At 73.9% G+C, this 18,364-nt stretch carries 14 protein-coding genes; 6 read left to right on the top strand and 8 right to left on the bottom strand.

All coding sequences use genetic code 11. The features are described from left to right. Window positions 1-13: 13 nt before the first annotated feature. Window positions 14-799, top strand: a complete 786-nt coding sequence (locus tag Q5762_RS10245; protein WP_315891688.1) for a hypothetical protein — start codon at window positions 14-16, stop codon at window positions 797-799. A gap of 13 nt (window positions 800-812) precedes the next feature. Here the strand turns inward: Q5762_RS10245 and Q5762_RS10240 are convergent, their stop codons facing one another. Beyond that, window positions 813-2,369 carry a DUF6350 family protein gene (locus tag Q5762_RS10240; protein ID WP_315891687.1) on the bottom strand — a complete coding sequence of 519 codons (1,557 nt, stop codon included), beginning with the start codon at window positions 2,367-2,369 and terminating at the stop codon, window positions 813-815. A gap of 119 nt (window positions 2,370-2,488) precedes the next feature. Between Q5762_RS10240 and Q5762_RS10235 the strand changes: the two genes are divergently transcribed. Further along, window positions 2,489-3,874: a sigma factor-like helix-turn-helix DNA-binding protein gene (locus tag Q5762_RS10235; protein WP_315891686.1), complete on the top strand. Its 1,386-nt coding sequence runs from the start codon at window positions 2,489-2,491 to the stop codon at window positions 3,872-3,874. An 88-nt stretch (window positions 3,875-3,962) separates the two neighbouring features. On the opposite strand, the gene sucD is transcribed toward Q5762_RS10235, so the two are convergent. From sucD to Q5762_RS10205, 6 genes are all read right to left on the bottom strand, one after another. Next, window positions 3,963-4,847 carry a succinate--CoA ligase subunit alpha gene (sucD, locus tag Q5762_RS10230; RefSeq protein WP_315891685.1) on the bottom strand — a complete coding sequence of 295 codons (885 nt, stop codon included), beginning with the start codon at window positions 4,845-4,847 and terminating at the stop codon, window positions 3,963-3,965. A gap of 19 nt (window positions 4,848-4,866) precedes the next feature. Beyond that, entirely contained in the window at window positions 4,867-6,060 is a 1,194-nt protein-coding gene (sucC, locus tag Q5762_RS10225; RefSeq protein ID WP_315891684.1) for an ADP-forming succinate--CoA ligase subunit beta, read from the bottom strand. A 411-nt stretch (window positions 6,061-6,471) separates the two neighbouring features. After that, window positions 6,472-7,614 carry a VWA domain-containing protein gene (locus Q5762_RS10220; protein WP_315891803.1) on the bottom strand — a complete coding sequence of 381 codons (1,143 nt, stop codon included), beginning with the start codon at window positions 7,612-7,614 and terminating at the stop codon, window positions 6,472-6,474. 86 nt (window positions 7,615-7,700) lie between these two features. Then, complete coding sequence (locus Q5762_RS10215; RefSeq protein WP_315891683.1) at window positions 7,701-10,013, bottom strand: DUF5682 family protein; 2,313 nt, start codon at window positions 10,011-10,013, stop codon at window positions 7,701-7,703. Next, the gene (locus tag Q5762_RS10210) at window positions 10,010-11,191 is read right to left on the bottom strand and encodes an AAA family ATPase (RefSeq protein WP_315891682.1); all 1,182 of its coding nucleotides are present in this window, start codon (window positions 11,189-11,191) and stop codon (window positions 10,010-10,012) included. Before Q5762_RS10210 ends, Q5762_RS10215 begins: the two co-directional genes overlap by 4 nt. 110 nt (window positions 11,192-11,301) lie before the next feature. Continuing rightward, a complete protein-coding gene (locus Q5762_RS10205; protein WP_315891681.1) occupies window positions 11,302-11,715 on the bottom strand; it encodes a hypothetical protein in 414 nt (137 codons plus the stop codon). 148 nt (window positions 11,716-11,863) lie between these two features. Here Q5762_RS10205 and Q5762_RS10200 point away from each other — a divergent pair, with 148 nt between their 5' ends. Both Q5762_RS10200 and Q5762_RS10195 read left to right on the top strand, forming a co-directional pair. Continuing rightward, on the top strand, window positions 11,864-13,252 hold the full coding sequence (locus Q5762_RS10200) for an SWIM zinc finger family protein (protein WP_315891680.1): 1,389 nt from the start codon (window positions 11,864-11,866) through the stop codon (window positions 13,250-13,252). Between the two features lie 73 nt (window positions 13,253-13,325). Further along, complete coding sequence (locus Q5762_RS10195; protein WP_315891679.1) at window positions 13,326-14,924, top strand: DUF5691 domain-containing protein; 1,599 nt, start codon at window positions 13,326-13,328, stop codon at window positions 14,922-14,924. Between the two features lie 161 nt (window positions 14,925-15,085). Here the strand turns inward: Q5762_RS10195 and Q5762_RS10190 are convergent, their stop codons facing one another. Then, window positions 15,086-15,493 carry a cobalamin B12-binding domain-containing protein gene (locus Q5762_RS10190; protein ID WP_315891678.1) on the bottom strand — a complete coding sequence of 136 codons (408 nt, stop codon included), beginning with the start codon at window positions 15,491-15,493 and terminating at the stop codon, window positions 15,086-15,088. 296 nt (window positions 15,494-15,789) lie between these two features. Here Q5762_RS10190 and Q5762_RS10185 point away from each other — a divergent pair, with 296 nt between their 5' ends. Together Q5762_RS10185 and Q5762_RS10180 are read left to right on the top strand one after the other, a co-directional pair. Next, window positions 15,790-16,599 carry an alpha/beta fold hydrolase gene (locus Q5762_RS10185; protein WP_315891677.1) on the top strand — a complete coding sequence of 270 codons (810 nt, stop codon included), beginning with the start codon at window positions 15,790-15,792 and terminating at the stop codon, window positions 16,597-16,599. Between the two features lie 256 nt (window positions 16,600-16,855). After that, the gene (locus Q5762_RS10180) at window positions 16,856-18,325 is read left to right on the top strand and encodes a M23 family metallopeptidase (RefSeq protein ID WP_315891676.1); all 1,470 of its coding nucleotides are present in this window, start codon (window positions 16,856-16,858) and stop codon (window positions 18,323-18,325) included. Window positions 18,326-18,364: the final 39 nt, after the last annotated feature.

Raw genomic sequence — 18,364 nt, 5'->3', positions numbered from 1 at the left:
AGACGTTCAGCAGATGCCGGAACGCCAGTCCACGGACGACAACAATCCGTTCGCGCCACCGCCCGAGGGGCAGCCGGACCAGCCGTGGCAGCCGCGGCGGCCGGAGGGCTCGGACGACGACGCGTCGTCCGGGTCGTCCGGATCCTCCGACGGCTCCGACGGATCCGACAGGCCCGGCCGGGCCCGGGGCCGCTGGAGCAGCCGCCAGCCCGGCCGCTCCTCCGACGGTTTCGGCCGCCGCCCGGAGCGCTCCGGCGGTCCTGACGGTCAGGGCCAGGGGCCGGGGCCCAAGTGGGACCCCACGGACCCGATGCAGCGGCGGGCGCGGTACGCGCTGCTCGCGGGCATGTGGGCGTTCTTCTTCGCCCTCTTCGAGATCCAGGAGCTGGCGCTGCTGCTCGGCGCCCTGGCCCTGTACTGGGCGATCAGCGCGCTGCGCGGCAAGCCCAAGGCGCAGGCGCAGGCGCAGACTCAGGCTCCGCAGGGAGCCGAGGGCGCGCAGGGCACTGAAGGCTCTCAGGGCGAGGGGCAGGCGCAGGGGGCGTCGGCGGCCGGGCAGCCGCCCGTCCGTACCGGGCCGCCCTCCGGCCTGGCCGCCCGCACGCAGCGCACGGCGGCGGTGAGCGGGCTGATCGCGGCGGCGCTCTCCCTGCTGATCGTCGCGGGCAGCTTCACCATCCAGCTCGTCTACAGCGACTTCTACACCTGCGCCGACGACGCCCTGACCAAGTCGGGCCAGCTGGCCTGCAACGAACTACTGCCGGAGCCCCTGCGGGACGTCTTCGGCGTACGGGAGTAGGCGCCGGACCCGGCTAGTCCTGGGGCGGGAGCGGGGGCAGGGGCGGGGGCAGAGGCGGGGGCGGCGGCAGGGGCGGCAGGGGCGGGGGCGGCGGCAGCGTCGGTTCCCAGGCGGCCGGAAGGAAGTCGTACGACTCGGATCCGGCGTCGTCGTACTCGCTCTCGTACTCCTCCTCGCCCCCGGCCGCGTCCAAGCCCAGCTCCCCGCCCTCGCCACTCTCTTCGGCGGGGGCGGGAGCCGGGGCGAGGACGGGCATCGGGGGCGCCGTCGCGGCGGAAGCGAGCACGGTCGGGGGCACGGTCGGGGGCGCATCCGCGGGCACGGGCGCCGGCTTCGTGCCGCGGCGCGCCCAGGCCCGTACGCCGAGGGCCACCGGCACCCCCAGCGCCGCGCACCACAGCACCGCCGCCGACCCGGCCTGCCACCACACCGGGCCGAACGCCGCCAGTCGGCCCGCGCCGAGCGGGCCCCCGGCCGCCGCCGCGAGGAGGGCCGTCGCCGTCCCGCACATCCAGGCGCCGATCAGAGCCGTCAACGCGGTCTCCCGGCCCGTCCAGGCCCCTGCCGACCGGCCCACGCCGAGCCCCAGGACCACGGCCGCCACGAGCGGGACCGCCACGGCGGCCCAGTGCGGCCAGGAGCCCGGGCCCTCGCCGGGCAGGGCGGCCAGGAGCGGGAAGGGCGGGACGGCAGCGTCACCGGTGAGCGCCAGCGGGGTCGCCGAGGCTCCCGTACCGAGCGCGAACCCGGGGCCGAGGCCGTACGACATCCCCCACACGGCCGCGTTCGGCACCAGCGCGACGGCAAGCAGCAGGACCGACACCCGGCCCGACCACTCCCCCGCGAGCCCGCCGAACGACTCCTGGGCGGCGGCCGCGTGCCAGACCAGCGAGGCCCCGAAGACCGCCGCCCCACCGGCCGGCAGGACCACGAGGGCCGGCCCGGCGGCGCGCAGTGCCACCGCCGCCCGTTCCTGGCGCGGGAGGGGCCGGCCGGCCGCCGTCCACGCGCCGAGCCCGGCCGAGGCGGCCACCACCGCGGGCAGCCACACGCCGGCGGTCAGCAGGTCGGCGGGCAGCGAACCACTCGCCGAGTAGAGCACCACACCGGCCCCGACCAGCAGATAACCGCCGCACACGGCGGTCACGGCGGCCACCGCGCCGGTACCGGAGAACCGGGCGCCCGCGCCGGCCTGCCCGGCCGGCTCCTCCGCGTACGGCTCCAGGGTGTCCCGCGCGGCCCGGTGCAGGAGCCAGGCCGGCAGCGCGGTGAGCAGCAGCGGGGCGACGCCGAGCGGCGCGGGCAGGCCCGAGAGGGTCTCGGTGCGGATCAGGTCCACCCCGTGGGCGAGCAGCCACAGCCCGGCCGCCACGTGCAGGGCGCCGCCGGGACCGCTGTCGGGGTACGGCGAACTGATCCAGGCCGCCGTCACCAGGACCGCAAGCGCCCCGAGCCCGAGCCCCGCGGCGACCCCGCCGCGCACGAAGGCGGTCACCAGGGCGGCGGACCGGCCACCCCGCACCAGTGGCTCGGCCGACAACGAGGGGGTGTGCTCGGTCAGATGGGTCACGCGCCCATGCTGCCAACGACACGCGCTTTTCTCGCGTAACAGGCAAAACGCCGTTGTGTCGCTCAAGATACGTTTATGTACTTTTCCGCCCGGAGTCGCCCTGCGGGAGGTCGTCGCCGATGAACCGGAGCATTCCCTCGCCCAAGGAGCGGCGCAGGCTGCGCGAGGCCAGGGGGCTGAGCGAGGACCAGCTCGCGGAGGCCATGGGCGTCACGAGAGCCACGGTCCGTTCCTGGGAGACCGGCCGCACGACACCCCGTGGGCGCAAGCAGGAGGCGTACGCGAAGCTGATCGGCGCGTACGAAGACGAGGGCTCCCCCACACCGGACGAGCCCAAGCCCCCGCAGAAGCCGAATCCGACTTCTACGCAGGCGCCGACGCAGGCGCCTGCGCGTACGCCTACGCCTACGCATTCGCCTGCGCCGAGACCCCAATTGGCCGACTCCGCGAGGCCTGCGGCGAACACGCGTCCGCGAGCCGCGACCAAGCGCGCCGCGAAACCACCCAAGGCTCCGGCGGCGGCCACGCTGGGCCTGGGCAGCGGCTCCGCGTCCGGACCCGGCCCCGGATCCGGCTTCGGGCAGAAGGCGCCGCGCGCCGTCCGGGCGGGCTCCCCGGCACCGGCCGCCCAGCAACCGCTGGAGAAGCTGAAACCGGCGGAGCCCTCCGCGGAGCCCCCCGCCGAACCGGTCGCCGAGCGGTCCTCCCTCACCCCCGAGGAGGCCTTCGACGCGCTCTACGCCTACGCCGCGCCCGGTCTCGTCCACCAGACGTACCTGCTCACCGGCCGCCGCCGGCTCTCCCGGGAGTCCGTCGAGCACGCCTTCCACCACGCCTGGCAGCACTGGCCCGAGGTCGCGGTCGACCGGGATCCGGTGGGCTGGGTGCGGGCGGCGGCGTACGAGTACGCGCTCTCCCCCTGGCACCGGCTGCGCCGCTCCCACAAGCACCCGGACGTCGCGCCCACCGAGGCCGGGCGGCGGAACCTGCTCGCGGCGCTGCTCGAACTGCCGCCGCCGTACCGCCGTACCGTCCTGCTCTACGACGGTCTCGGCCTCGACCTGCCCGAGACGGCGGCCGAGACCGAGGCGAGCACCCCCGCCGCGGCCAACCGCCTGCTGCACGCCCGTACCGTCATCGGACAGCACGTGCCCGAGCTCGCCGACCCCGACGCCCTCCGGCGACGGCTCGGCGCGCTGGTCGCGGAGGCGCCGACGGCCACGCTCGCCGACGCCCGGACCGTACGAACGCGCAGCGAGCGGCGCGCGCGGATGTGGACGCGGGCGGTGCTCGGGGTGACCGCGGCGCTCATCGGGGCGACGGCCTTCACCGTCGCGACCGCGCCGACGCGGTACCTGCCGGTCAACCACCCCGGCGAGACCGTCAACGGCGTGCCGGTGCGCGGTGGCTCGCAGCAGCTCACCCCGCAGGACGTGGAGCTGCGCGACAGCCTCCGCTCGCAGCCGCACCCCGGCCCGGAGCGGCTGATCCCCGACCCGCACTAGACCGGCCGTACGTACGCGAGTGGGCCCCGCCCCCGCCCGGATTCCCGGGAGGGGCGGGGCCCACCTGTGCGGTTCAGCCCTGCGTGCGTCAGCCCGCGAGGATGGCGCGCGCCAGCTTGGCGGTCTCGGTCGGCGTCTTGCCGACCTTCACGCCGGCGGCCTCAAGGGCCTCCTTCTTCGCCTGGGCGGTGCCGGAGGAGCCGGAGACGATGGCGCCGGCGTGGCCCATGGTCTTGCCCTCGGGCGCGGTGAAGCCCGCGACGTAGCCGACGACCGGCTTGGTGACGTTCTTCGCGATGAAGTCCGCCGCGCGCTCCTCGGCGTCGCCGCCGATCTCGCCGATCATGACGATCAGGTCGGTGTCGGGGTCCGCCTCGAACGCCGCGAGGGCGTCGATGTGCGTGGTGCCGATGACCGGGTCGCCACCGATGCCGACGGCGGACGAGAAGCCGATGTCACGGAGCTCGTACATCATCTGGTACGTCAGCGTGCCGGACTTCGAGACCAGGCCGATGCGGCCCGGCTTCGTGATGTCGCCCGGGATGATGCCGGCGTTGGACTGGCCCGGGGTGATGAGACCGGGGCAGTTCGGGCCGATGATGCGGGTCTTGTTGCCCTTCGACTGCGCGTACGCCCAGAAGGCGGCGGAGTCGTGGACGGCGATGCCCTCGGTGATGACGACGGCGAGCGGGATCTCGGCGTCGATCGCCTCGACCACGGCGGCCTTGGCGAAGGCCGGCGGGACGAAGAGGACGGAGACGTCGGCGCCCGTCTTCTCCATCGCCTCGGCGACGGTGCCGAAGACCGGGACCTCGGTGCCGTCGAAGTCGACGGTCGTGCCGGCCTTGCGCGGGTTGACGCCACCGACGATGTTGGTGCCGTCACCCAGCATGAGCTTGGTGTGCTTCATGCCCGTGGCACCGGTCATGCCCTGGACGATGACCTTGCTGTCCTTGGTCAGGAAGATAGCCATGGTGTTCTGACCTCGTCCCTTACTTCGCAGCCGCGAGCTCGGCGGCCTTGTCGGCCGCGCCGTCCATGGTGTCCACACGCTGCACGAGCGGGTGGTTCGCGTCCGACAGGATCTTGCGACCCAGCTCCGCGTTGTTGCCGTCGAGGCGCACGACCAGCGGCTTGGTGACCTCTTCGCCCTTGGAGGCGAGGAGCTCCAGGGCCTGGACGATGCCGTTGGCGACCTCGTCACAGGCGGTGATGCCACCGAAGACGTTGACGAACACGGACTTGACGTCCGGGTCGCCCAGGATGATCTCCAGGCCGTTCGCCATGACCTCGGCGGAGGCGCCGCCGCCGATGTCGAGGAAGTTGGCCGGCTTCACGCCGCCGCCATTCCCCGATGTGTACGCCTCACCGGCGTACGCGACGACGTCCAGGGTCGACATGACCAGGCCGGCGCCGTTGCCGATGATGCCGACCTCGCCGTCCAGCTTGACGTAGTTGAGGCCCTTGGCCTTGGCAGCAGCCTCGAGCGGGTTGGCTGCGGCCTTGTCCTCGAGCGCCTCGTGCTCGGGCTGACGGAAGTCGGCGTTCTCGTCGAGAGACACCTTGCCGTCCAGCGCCAGGATGTCGCCGGAGGCGACCTTGGCCAGCGGGTTCACCTCGACGAGGAGCGCGTCCTCGGCGACGAAGGTGTCCCACAGGGTCACCATGACCTCGGCGACCTTCTCGGCGACCTCGGCCGGGAACTGCGCCTGGGCGACGATCTCGCGGGCCTTCACGATGTCGACGCCGTCGACGGCGTTGACCGGCACCTTCGCGAGCTTCTCGGGGGTCGTCGCGGCGACCTCCTCGATGTCCATGCCACCGGCCACGGAGGCCATGGCGAGGAAGGTGCGGTTGGTGCGGTCGAGGAGGTACGAGACGTAGTACTCCTCGAGGATCTCCGGAGCGGTCTCCGCGATCATCACCTTGTGGACCGTGTGGCCCTTGATGTCCATCCCGAGGATGTCCGTCGCGCGGGCGACGGCCTCGTCCGGGGTGGCGGCCAGCTTGACGCCGCCGGCCTTGCCGCGGCCGCCGACCTTCACCTGCGCCTTGACGACCGACTTGCCGCCAAGACGCTCGGTGGCCTCGCGCGCCGCCTCAGGCGTGTCGATGACTTCACCGGCCAGCACCGGTACACCGTGCTTGGCGAAGAGGTCCCTCGCCTGGTACTCGAACAGGTCCACGCGCGTCCGTCCCTTTTCTGATGATCGCGGTTCGTTGTCTGCGTGGGCGTGCCGCGAAGGGCAACGTGACTGCGCTGTCACAAGGGAGGCGTACACGGTGTCCGTGGACGCGGCATGTCCGTCCCGCAGGTTATCCCCGCAGGACGTTGGTCCCTAAATCGCAGGTCACGCTGGAGCGGTGATACGGGTCACAGATCGTAGGGGTACGGGGGCTGTCCGTGGAGGTCCGGGGCGGTGACCTGGACGGTCACGACACAGGTGGGAACGGGGCTGCGAGCACTTCACGCCGCGCCCGGCCGCGAAGTGAGGGACCGGGCGCCCGGGGTGTGATATGGCCCTCAGTGGGCCCGGGCGCGTCCGCCCGGACGGTGTCGCGGCTACGGATTCCGGACCCGCGCGGGACCGGCGCGGCTACGGATTCCGTATCCCCTGGGTGGCGTCCGGTACGGGCAGCGGGCGCTTCTCGATCGCCGCGGCCATCACCTCGGGGAAGAGGTCCGGGGTGCAGGCGAAGGCCGGGGCGCCCAGTGCGGCGAGGGCCGCCGCGTGCTCGCGGTCGTAGGCAGGGGCGCCCTCGTCGGAGAGCGCGAGCAGGGCGACGAACTGGACGCCGGACGCCTTCATCGCGGCGACCCGCTTCAGCATCTCGTCCCGTATGCCCCCCTCGTAGAGATCGCTGATGAGGACGACGACGGTGTCGGCCGGGCGGGTGATCGTGGACTGGCAGTACGCGAGGGCCCGGTTGATGTCCGTGCCGCCGCCGAGCTGGGTGCCGAAGAGGACGTCGACCGGGTCGTCGAGCTGGTCGGTCAGGTCCACGACGGCCGTGTCGAAGACGACGAGCCGGGTCTGGATCGCCCGCATGGAGGCGAGGACGGCGCCGAACACGGAGGCGTAGACGACGGAGGCGGCCATCGAGCCGGACTGGTCGATGCAGAGGACGACGTCCTTCTTGACCGACCGGGCGGCCCGGCCGTAGCCGATGAGCCGTTCGGGGACGACCGTGCGGTACTCGGGCAGGTAGTTCTTGAGGTTGGCGCGGATGGTGCGGTCCCAGTCGATGTCCCGGTGGCGGGGCCGGCTGATCCGGGCCGAGCGGTCGAGCGCGCCGGTGAGCGTTGCGCGGGTGCGGGTGGCGAGGCGCTTCTCCAGGTCGTCGACGACCTTGCGCACGACGGCCCGGGCGGTCTCCTTGGTGGTCTCGGGCATCACCTTGTTGAGGGAGAGGAGCGTGCCGACGAGATGGACGTCGGCCTCGACGGCCTCCAGCATCTCGGGCTCCAGGAGCAGCGTGGAGAGGCCGAGGCGGTCGATGGCGTCGCGCTGCATGACCTGGACGACGGAGCTGGGGAAGTACGTCCTGATATCGCCGAGCCAGCGGGCGACGGAGGGCGCGGAGGCGCCGAGCCCGGCGGACCGGTCCCGGCCGGTGGGCCGCCCGTCACCACGGCCGTCGCCCCGGCCGTAGAGCGCGGTGAGGGCGCCGTCCATGGCGGCGTCCGTACCGGAGAGCGAGCAGCCGGTGCCGTCTGCCTCGCCGCCGCCGAGGACCATGCGCCAGCGGCGCAGCCGCTCGTCCCGCGCTGTCGTGTCGATCCTGCCGATTGCGGTGATTGCAGTGATCGTGTCGATCGGTCCGGTCATCGGTCCACCCCCACGAGGTCGGTCTGTCCCAGGATGAGCGTGAGCACCGGCAGGACTCCGTCGGCCCGCTCCTCGTCGAGGGCGGCGCCGAAGCCGGGCGTGCCGGCCTCCGTGCGGCTCGCGGTGGCCGCCGGGCCGCGGGCGACCAGCTCGCCCAGGGTGCGGCGCACGCCCGGTTCGTACGCCGAGAACGTGCGGCGCAGCAGGGGCAGCACGTCGGTGAAGGCGTCCGCCGGGACGCCGGTCAGCCAGGTGTCGACCAGGGCGAGCAGCCGTTCGTCGTGGACGAGGAGCATGCCGCCCCCGGACGCGCCACCGACGAAGCCCTCGATCCAGGCGGCGGCGTCGGCGGGCGGGGTGCCGGGCGAGAGGGCGAGGCCCATGAGCCGCGCGGCCTCGTCCTCGTCGAGCCGGCCCTCGTCGAGGAGGAGCCGGGCGGCCCGGCCCCGGATGGTGCCCGGCACGCTGTCGCGGGCGGCGAGCCCGCGCAGCACGCCGGTCCACCGGCCGGCCGTCTCCGTACTGTCGGGGAGCAGGGGCAGCGCGCCGTGGACGGCGTCGAGGTGGCCGCGCATCTCGGTGGCGGCGTCGGTGTCGAGGCCGGTGCAGGCCGGGGGCAGGCCGACGCAGATCCGCTCGGCGAGCCCGGCCGCGACCTCGCCGAGCGCGGCGGTGTCGGTGGCGCGGACGTCTCCGTAGCGCAGAGAACGGGCGAGGGCCGGCAGGGCCTGGGCGAGGTGGGCGACGTCGGTGTCGAGCGCGGCGCGGTCGGCGAGGGCGGTCATGACGACGGGGAGGGCGGCGCCCAGGCCGGCGAGCAGGCACTGCTCGGCGAGCGCGGTGACGTCGGCGAGCGCGGTGGCCTCCTGGGCGCGGGCCTCGGCCTTGGCGACGGCGGCGGACTCGACCGTGGTGCCCCAGACGCCGGCCTCGGCGACCCGGACGTGCAGTTCGGGCTGCCAGCGCAGCCGCCAGGTCTCCCGGAAGGTGCCGGTGCTGCCGCGTCCGGCGACGGGTGCGCCCCAGTCGACGGAGAGCAGACGGAGCCGGTGCAGGAGGCGGCCGCGGGCGGCGTCGTTCTCCTTGCGCAGGTCGAGTTCGAGCTCGCGCTCCTGTGCCTCGGGCTTGAGGCGCAGGCCGCGCTGGAGCCGGGCGAGGTCGCGCTGGAGCGGTACGGCGGGGGCGGCGTCGGGGACCTCGCCGAGGACGTCGCCGACGACCAGGCGGTCGCGCACGAGGTCGAGCGGGACGTCGGAGCCGTCGCACATCACGGCCCGTACGGCGTCGGTGGTCTCGCCGAGCCCGGCGAGCGGCCTGCCGCGCATCGCCGCGAGGGTCTCCGCGAGCCGTACGGCCTCGATGACATGCGCGGAGGACACCAGCCGGTCCTCGGCCCTGAGGAGGCCCGCGACCTTCGTCATCCAGCGCTCGATCGGGCGGTCGGGGGCTGCGAAGAGGTGTCCGTACCAGCCGGGGGCGTCGATGCCGGCGCCGTAGCCGGAGCGGCGGGCGAGGCGGCGGTGGGTCCAGGGCACCCACGTCATCTCGGTCTTCACCTTGGGCAGGCCCTTGAGCAGGGCGCGGTCGGCGGTGGCGGTGGTACGGCGGGTCAGCGCGGGCACGTGCCAGGCGCCGCAGACGACGGCCACCTCACCGTCCCCGAACTCCTTGTGGGCGGCCCGGAGTTGGAGCCGCATGTACGCCTCGCGGACCAGGTCGCGGGCGTGGCCGCCGTGGCCGTACGTCTCGCGCAGGGCGCCCATGGCGTCGGCGAGCGCCTCGAACGGGGCGACGGGGTCGGCGGCGCCCCGCAGCTCGACGGCGTCCTCCCACCAGCGCTCGGGGTCGTCGTATCCGGCGGCCCGGGCGAGTTCGGCGAGGGGATCGATCCGCAGCCCCTGCTGGGTCTCGTCCTCGTCGCCGTCGCCCCAGGTGGGGTCGGTGGCGGCGAGGGTGTGGGCGGCGGGCAGGTCGATGAACCGGACGGCGGCGCCGTGGGCGAGGGCCCAGCGGATCGCCACCCACTCGGGCGAGAACTCGGCGAAGGGCCAGAACGCGGCGCGCCCGGGGTCGTCCACCGCGTGGGCGAGCAGCGCGACCGGCGGGCGCATCCCGTCGTCCCCGGCGAGCGCGAGCAGCCCGTCCGCCTCGGGCGGCCCCTCGATCAGCACGACCGCCGGCCGCCGCGCCTCCAGCGCCCCCAGCACGGCACGCGCGGACCCGGGCCCGTGATGCCGCACCCCGAGCAACAACGGCCCGTCGCCCCGCGCCTCCGACGCCAGGGTCGCCCGCGCCGAAGGCGACGTCATGCGCTCACCTCGCGGCACGCGCGGTAGAAGTCCTTCCAGCCGTCTCTTTCCCGGACGACCGTCTCCAGGTACTCCTGCCAGATGACACGGTCCGCCGCCGGGTCGCGGACGACCGCGCCGAGGATGCCGGCGGCGATGTCGGCGGGGCGCAGGACGCCGTCGCCGAAGTGGGCGGACAGGGCGAGGCCGCCGGTGACGACGGAGATCGCCTCGGCCGTGGACAGCGTCCCCGAAGGGGACTTGAGCTTGGTGCGGCCGTCGGCGGTGACCCCGTCCCGCAGCTCGCGGAAGACGGTGACGACCCGGCGGATCTCCTCCACGCCCTCCGGAACCGCCGGGAGGTCCAGCGAGCGGCCGATCTGGTCCACGCGGCGGGCGACGATGTCGACCTCCGCCTCCGGGGTGGCGGGCAGCGGCAGCACGACGGTGTTGAAGCGACGGCGCAGCGCGCTGGAGAGGTCGTTGACCCCCCGGTCACGGTCGTTGGCGGTGGCGATGAGGTTGAAGCCCCGTACCGCCTGCACCTCCTGCCCCAACTCCGGGATGGGCAGGGTCTTCTCGGACAGGATCGTGATGAGCGTGTCCTGCACGTCGGCGGGGATGCGGGTGAGCTCCTCGACGCGGGCGGTCATCCCTTCGGACATGGCGCGCATGACGGGGCTGGGCACGAGCGCGTCCCGGCTGGGGCCGTGGGCGAGCAGCCTGGCGTAGTTCCAGCCGTACCGGATCGCCTCCTCGGGCGTCCCGGCCGTGCCCTGGACCAGCAGGGTCGAGTCGCCGCTGACGGCGGCGGCGAGGTGCTCGGACACCCAGGTCTTGGCGGTGCCGGGCACGCCGAGCAGCAACAGCGCCCGGTCGGTGGCGAGCGTGGTTACGGCGACCTCGACGATCCGGCGCGGCCCGACGTACTTCGGCGTGATCACCGTGCCGTCGGGGAGCGTCCCGCCGAGGAGATAGGTGGCGACGGCCCACGGCGACAGCTGCCAGCGGGCGGGCCGCGGCCGGTCGTCGGCGGCGGCCAGCGCCTTGAGTTCGGCCGCGAAGGCGTGCTCGGCGTGCGGCCGCAGGGCCTCGGAACCAAGGTCCGCGGCGCCGGGCGCGGCCGGGGCGGCGGCGCCCGCAGCGGTGCCGGTGCCGGCACCGGGCACGGCGCTCGCGATGGTTTCGGACACGGTCATGGATCCCCCTCCAGATTCTCCGACCTGATGTGGGATCCACCGTGCACCATGCCTCTGACAGTCGGCGGTCGCCGCAGGTCAGGGGCGAACTCCCGCTGTCCGGAGAGGTGTCAGCCGGCGATCGGGGAGACCGCGACACAGCCGCCGGCCATCGCCTCCTGGCCCTTCGCCTCCTTGATGACCTTGCCCTCGTGGATGACCTTGCAGGTGAGGTCGGACGGGTCGAGCGCGATCGGCATGACGGCCGCCGGCATGATGCCCTTCAGCGTCACCGTCTTCTTCCACGGCGTGGTGGGCTTGGTCTCCTTCTCCAGCTTCGGTTCCATGGCCGTGCCGCTGCCGCCGTGGTAGTCGATCGACTCGACGCCCTTGCCGGTGACCTCGTACGTGACCTCGTAGGTCTCGTTGACGGCCTTGTCGACCTGGTCGGCGGCCTTGTTCGCAGCCTCGGAGCAGGCACCGAGGCCGAACGCGAGACCGGTGACGGCGAGCGCCGAGACGGCGGTGCGGATGTTGCGCTTCATGGTGGGTCCCCCCAGGCGGAGTTCTGTGATCGGCCCCGGCAGACAATCGTAAAGAGCTGGCAAAGTCAAACGTCCGGGGCGGCCCGTCCGGCGGCTTCGAAACGCCAGGTCCGGCCCGTTGTCAGTGGTGCCCTCTACCGTCGAGGGCATGGACACACAGGGGGTGCGCTGGACGGCGGATCAGGTGCTGGCACTGGCTCCTGACGACCCGTCGCGCAAAGCGGGAGGCAAGCTCGGCACGGCCGGACCGTGGGCCGGCACGGGCACGGGCGGCTCCGGCACGGGCACCGGCGAGGGGGCCGTCTGGGGGCTGTGCCGGGGCAGCGGCAGCAAGCCGTACCGGACGGTCGTCGACCTCACGGGCCCGGCGTACTGGTGCAGTTGCCCCAGCCGGAAGTTCCCGTGCAAGCACGCGCTGGGGCTGCTGCTGCTCTGGGCCTCGGACCCGGAGGCCGTCGCCCCGTCCGCCGACGTGCCCGACTGGGCGGACGGGTGGCTGGCGGGCAGACGCGAGCGCGCCGCCGCCCGGACGCGCGGCGCGGACGGGACGGGGCAGGCCGCCAGCGCCGATCCCGAGGCCGCGCGGCGCAGGGCGGAGCGGCGGTCGGCGCGGATCACCTCGGGCGCCGAGGAGTTGGAGCAACGCCTCACCGACCTGCTGCGCGGCGGCCTGGCCTCGGCCGAGCAGGCCGGGTACGGGCTGTGGGAGGAGACCGCCGCCCGGATGGTCGACGCCCAGGCGCCGGGCCTCGCCGGCCGGGTCCGGGAGTTGGGCGCGATACCGGGCTCGGGGCCCGGCTGGCCGGTCCGGCTCCTGGAGGAGTGCGCGCTGACGCATCTCCTGGACCGGGCCTGGCTCTCCGTCGACCGGCTGCCCGGCCCGCTCGCCACGACCGTACGGACCCGGGTGGGTCTGACCGCGCCCGCCGACGGCCCCTCGGTGCGGGACCAGTGGCTCGTCCTCGCCCAGTACGACACGGGTGACGGCAAGCTGACGACCCGCCGGATCTGGCTGCACGGCCGGGCCACCGGACGCACGGCGCTGCTCCTCTCCTTCGGGGCGGCCGGTCGCGCGCCCGAACTGGCGCTGCCCGTGGGTGTGGTGGTGGATGCCGCGCTGACCCTCCACGCGGGCGCGGGGGCGCTCCGGGCCGAGCTGGGCGAGCGGTTCGCCGCCCCGGCCCCGCTCGAAGCCCCGCCCCGGGGCGGCACGGTCGGCGACGCGCTCACGGCCTACGGCCTCGCCCTGCGCGAGGACCCCTGGCTGGACTCCTGGCCGGTGACGCTCTCCGACGTGGTCCCGATACCGACGGAGCACGGCTGGCAGCTCGCCGACGCGGCGGCCGACCGCCCGGACGCCCCCGGCGAGGCGCTGCCGGTGAGCGGCAGCGCGCTCGGGCGGCCCGGTCTGTGGCGGCTCGCCGCGCTCTCCGGTGGCGGCCCGGTGACCGTCTTCGGTGAGTGCGGGCACCGGGGGGTCACCCCGCTCGCCGCCTGGTCGGCCGACGCCCCGGGCGAGACGGTCCCGCTCCACTGAAGTCCCGCTCCACTGAACCTCGGTCGGCCTTCGATCGGTACGACAGCCTTCGGTACGACAGCCTGGAGACTCCATGGACGCCTGGGAAGAACTCGTCACCTCGGCGCTGCTCGGCACGGACCGCCGGCCGCCCGCGCTCACCGCGCTCCCGGGGGCAGCGGCGCCCGGCGGCGCTCCCGTCGCGCTGCTCGACGCCGCCGCGCTGCACACCGTACGGCGCAGGGCGGGCCTGCGGCCCGGGCCCGCCGCCCCGGCTCCCGAGCCCGCGCCGGAGGACCGCCGCAGACCGCTGCCCGAGGCCGCCCGGCGCAGGCTCGGCCAGCTCCTCGCGGGCCGGGCCGCCCCCGCCCCGTCCGGCGGGCGGCGGGGGGCCGCGCCCGACCTGACCGAGTTGCTCCCCCAGTGGCTCGCCACCGCCAACGAACACGGCTACAAGGCACCGGCGTCCGCGCTGCCCGCCCTCCTCGACGCGGCCCGCGCCCGTACGGACCTACGGCCCCAGGCGCTGGCGCTCGCCGGGCCGCGCGGTCTGTGGCTGGCCCGGCTCAACGCGGACTGGAAGTTCGCCCTGCGCGGGGCGGGCAGCGGCGCCGCGCTCCCCGACGCCGGGGACGGCGAGGCGGTCGAGGCGCTGTGGGACGAGGGCCTGTTCGCCGAGCGGGTCGCCCTGCTCGCGGCCGTACGGGCCGAGGATCCGGCGGCCGCCCTCACCCTGCTGCGGTCCACCTGGGCGGCGGAGCGGGCCGAGGACCGGCTGATGTTCCTGGACTCGCTGCGGGCCGGACTCTCCGCGGCGGACGAGGCGTTCCTGGAGGAGGCCCTGTCCGACCGGAGCCGTAACGTGCGGTCCACCGCCGCCGAACTGCTCTCCGCCCTGCCCGGATCGGCGCTCGCCGGCCGGATGGCGGACCGCGCGACGTCCTGCGTCTCCCTGGACCGTACGGAGGGGGGCGCGACGATCGTGGTCGAGGCGCCGCACGAGTGCGACGCCGGAATGCAGCGGGACGGAGTCGTCGCCACGCCGCCGACGGGCCGGGGCGAGCGGTCCTGGTGGCTGGGCAGGCTCGTCGACTCGGCGCCGCTGTCGTGCTGGCCGGCACGGTTCGGCGGGCGCTCGGCCGAGGAGATCGTGGCGCTGCCGGTCGCGGACGACTGGGCGGGCGAACTGCACGCGGCGTGGTGCCGTGCGGCCGTCCGCCAGCGGGACGCCGACTGGTCACGGGCGCTGCTCGGCTCCCCGTCCACCCCGCCGGCGACCGGCCCGGGCACATCGTCCCTCGCGGAACGGGCGCAGTTGCTCTCGACGCTCCCGGACGAGGAACGGGCCCGCTGGGTGGCGGCGTTCATCTCGGCGCACGGACTGTCGGAGGCCTTCCAGCTCCTGGGCGTCTGCACGGTGCCCTGGTCGGAGTCGCTGGGCGGGGCGGTGATCGACGCCCTGGACATCGCCCGGGACGCGGGCAGCTACCCGTGGAGCTTCAGCGGCGTGATGGGCCTCGCGGAACGGTGCCTGTCCCCCGCGGCCGCGCCCCAGCTGGAGTCCCTGACCGCCCTCGCCCCTGAACCGGAGGACGCCTCCCCGGGCGCCGGCGGCTACTGGTCGGAGGCCTTCCAGCGCCTGGTCTCCACCCTGCGCCTGAGATCCCAGATGCTGACGGAACTCACCCCCTGAGCCGCCGATACCGCGCGGTGGCCCGGCCGGGCCACCGCGAAGGCCCCGGTTCGCGGCCCCGCCCGCCGGGGGATACCCGGGGTAAGGGCCCCACCCGCAGTAAGGGTCCCGCCCGCCGGGGCTACGCGAGGTTCCGGCCCCGCTTCGCCGACTACGTCGGACTACGCGGCGACGCGGACGTTCGCGTTCACCCAGTCGACGATGGACTTCGTCGTCGCACCCGGCGTGAAAATCTCCGCCACGCCCTTCTCCTTCAGCGGCGCGATGTCCGCCTCCGGGATGATGCCGCCGCCGAAGACCTTGATGTCCTCCGCGTCGCGCTCCTTCAGCAGCTCCAGGACCTTCACGAACAGCGTGTTGTGCGCGCCCGAGAGGATCGACAGGCCGATCGCGTCGGCGTCCTCCTGGATCGCCGTGTCCACGATCTGTTCGGGCGTCTGGTGCAGCCCCGTGTAGATGACCTCCATGCCGGCGTCACGCAGCGCCCGCGCGATCACCTTGGCCCCGCGATCGTGGCCGTCGAGACCCGGCTTGGCCACCACCACGCGGATCGGACCGGTCACACCCATCTCTGCCTCCACATGCGACCCCCGCGCTTCATTGCCGGGGAGGTGAACGAACGTTATCGCCAGCATCCCGCACCCTGCCGTTTCGCGGAGGACGGCGAGGGGGAAATCACACGTGGGACATGTTCGCTCTGCGCCCGACCCGTCCCGGGCCCTCCTCCTGGGCCCACCAGCCGCAACGGGTCGTGCGCAAGGGAGCCGCTACGGGGTAGCCGTACGTCCGGGCCGCAGCCGCCGGTCCGGACGTACGGCACACCGCACTGCCGTTCGGCGCCCGCGTGCCGCTCGGGAGGTCGCCGATGGAGCTCAGCAGGCTCACCAAGGTCACCACTGCGCTGAAGGCCAACGCCCTCGAGCTGGCGATCCTCACCGGCCACCTGCTCCTCTACCCCTCCGGCATCGCCGCCGAGCGCCCCGAGACCGCCCCCGGCACCGACGACGGCGCGGAATCCGCCCAGAAACCCGGGACCGGACCCGGTCGGCCCGTCGTCCTGCTCCACGGCTTCGTCGACAACCGCTCGGTGTTCGTCCTGCTCCGCCGCTCCCTCGCCCGCCACGGCCGTCGCCCTGTCGAGTCGTTCAACTACTCTCCGCTGACCTGCGACCTGCGCGCCGCCGCGCAGCTCCTCGGCCGCCACGTCGAGGAGCTCTGCGCCCGCACCGGCCACCAGCAGGTCGACGTCGTCGGGCACAGCCTGGGCGGCCTCATCGCCCGTTATTACGTACAGCGCCTGGGCGGTGACGCCCGGGTGCGCACGCTGGTCATGCTCGGCACCCCGCACTCCGGCACCACCGCCGCGCCCTGGGCCCGCGCCCATCCCCTGGTGCGCCAGATGCGCCCCGGTTCGGACGTGCTCCGGGAGCTCGCCGAGCCCGCGCCGGGCTGCCGGACGCGCTGCGTCAGCTTCTGGAGCGACCTGGACCAGGTGATGGTCCCGGTGGAGACCGCGCAGCTCGACCATCCCGATCTCCGGGTGCACAACGTGCGCGTCAGCGGCATCGGCCATCTCGCCCTGACGGTGCACCCGACCGTGGCGGCGGGCATCCGCGAGGCGCTCGACGCCGACGACGCGGCAGCCACCGAGCCCGGAGCCGCCTCCGTGGCGTGAGCCCCCCGCGCATCGAAGGCGCTGACGACCCGCCAGAAGGTGTCTGTTCTTCGAACGTTCCTCGAACGCAGAGTCAAGGCTCTACCCCTAGGTCGCCGAAACACGGCCGATTGCCCGTTTCCTGTGGACCCAAAACCCTTCGAAGATTGTCGCTTGCGTATACCGCCGGGTACAGTCGCGCCACTGCTTAACCCCGGGACACCCCTCTGCGGGCCCGCCCCGGACTGGCCCTGCCGCCGAGGCGAGAGAGAAGTTGGTGAACGACCAGCACCCCCACGCCGGGTACGTCGGAGACGACGCCCACAGCACCGGCGGCTTCGCCACGGACCCGCTCTTCGGCGCTCTCCCGGGCGGTTACGAAGCGGGCCACAGCGGCCAGTACGACACCACTCAGTGGAGCGGCAGCCACCAGTGGGACGCCGGAACGTACGACACCTACGTCGCGCAGCAGCCGATGACGCAGCAGTACGGGTCCACCGGCCAGTACGACACCACGGGCCACTACGGCACGACCGGTCAGTACGACACGACCGGACAGTGGGACGCCACCGCCTGGAGCGAGGCTCAGCAGACCGGACAGTACGAGACCGCGCACTTCACCTCGTACGACACCACCGGCCAGTGGACGAACCCCTCCTTCGAGACGGGTACGTACGACGCCACCGCCTGGAACTACGCCGCGCCGGAGCAGGACCTCCTGGTCGCCGACCCCGTCCTTCCGCAGCAGTACACCCCCGAGTACGAGTTCGTCCCCGAGCCGCGGCCCGAGCAGCCGGACGAGCACCCCGCCGTGCACACGGCGCAGTTCGAAGCCCTCACGCAGGACGACACGTACACCGCGGCGGAGCACACGTACGAGTACACCTACGAGCCCCCGGCGGAGTCCGAGGAGCCGGCCGTCGAGGTCCTCACGGAGACCGCGGCCACCGCCACGGCCGCCGCCGCCCGCCCGGTGCGCCGCTCCTCCGGTGGCAGCCGGGGCCGTCGCCGTACGCCCGCCAGGCGCTCCGCGCTCCTGACCGTCGCCGTCCCGTCCGCCTGCGTCATGGGCGTCGCCGGGATCGCGGCCGCCTCGGTCGGCGGGCTCAGCGACTCGCGAGCCCAGACCGGGGACAACATGAAGACCGCTGCCGCCGGCGACCCGGCCTCGGTCAAGCCGGTGGCCGCCAACAGCGAACTGGACACCCAGCTCGCGGCGCTCAGCGCCGACGCCCGCGACTTCGGTAACCGCGCCAGCCGGACGCAGGAGCGCATCGACCTCCGGCTGCGACAGGAGGCGGAGAGGAAGAAGCGCGAGGAGGAAGCAGCCCGCAAGGAGGCGCTGCGCCCCAAGTTCGCGCTGCCGGTGAAGCTGCGCACGCTGAGCGCACGCTTCGGCCAGGCCGGCGTCAACTGGATGTCCTCGCACACGGGTATCGACTTCCCCGTCTCGTACGGCACTTCGGTCATGGCCGTGGCTGACGGCAGCATCCGCACCCAGTGGAACAGCGCCTACGGCAACATGGTCATCCTGACGGCCAAGGACGGCACCGAGTTCTGGTACTGCCACCTCGACAGCGCGAAGATCCGCTCGGGCTGGGTTAAGGCCGGCACCCCCATCGCGTACTCCGGCAACTCAGGCAACTCCACGGGGCCGCACCTCCACATAGAGGTGCGGCCCGGTGGCGGGTCGCCCATCGACCCTCTGCAGTGGTTTCGCGACAAGGGACTCGATCCCACGGGCTGAACGGGTACGAGGACCGGAAGGGGCGCGGCTTTCGCCGCG

Origin of the sequence: Streptomyces sp. P9(2023), from assembly GCF_032436795.1 — a bacterium.
Lineage (GTDB): Bacteria > Actinomycetota > Actinomycetes > Streptomycetales > Streptomycetaceae > Streptomyces.
Note: the sequence above shows the minus strand (reverse complement) of the source record. Positions and strands in the feature narration are given on the sequence as shown.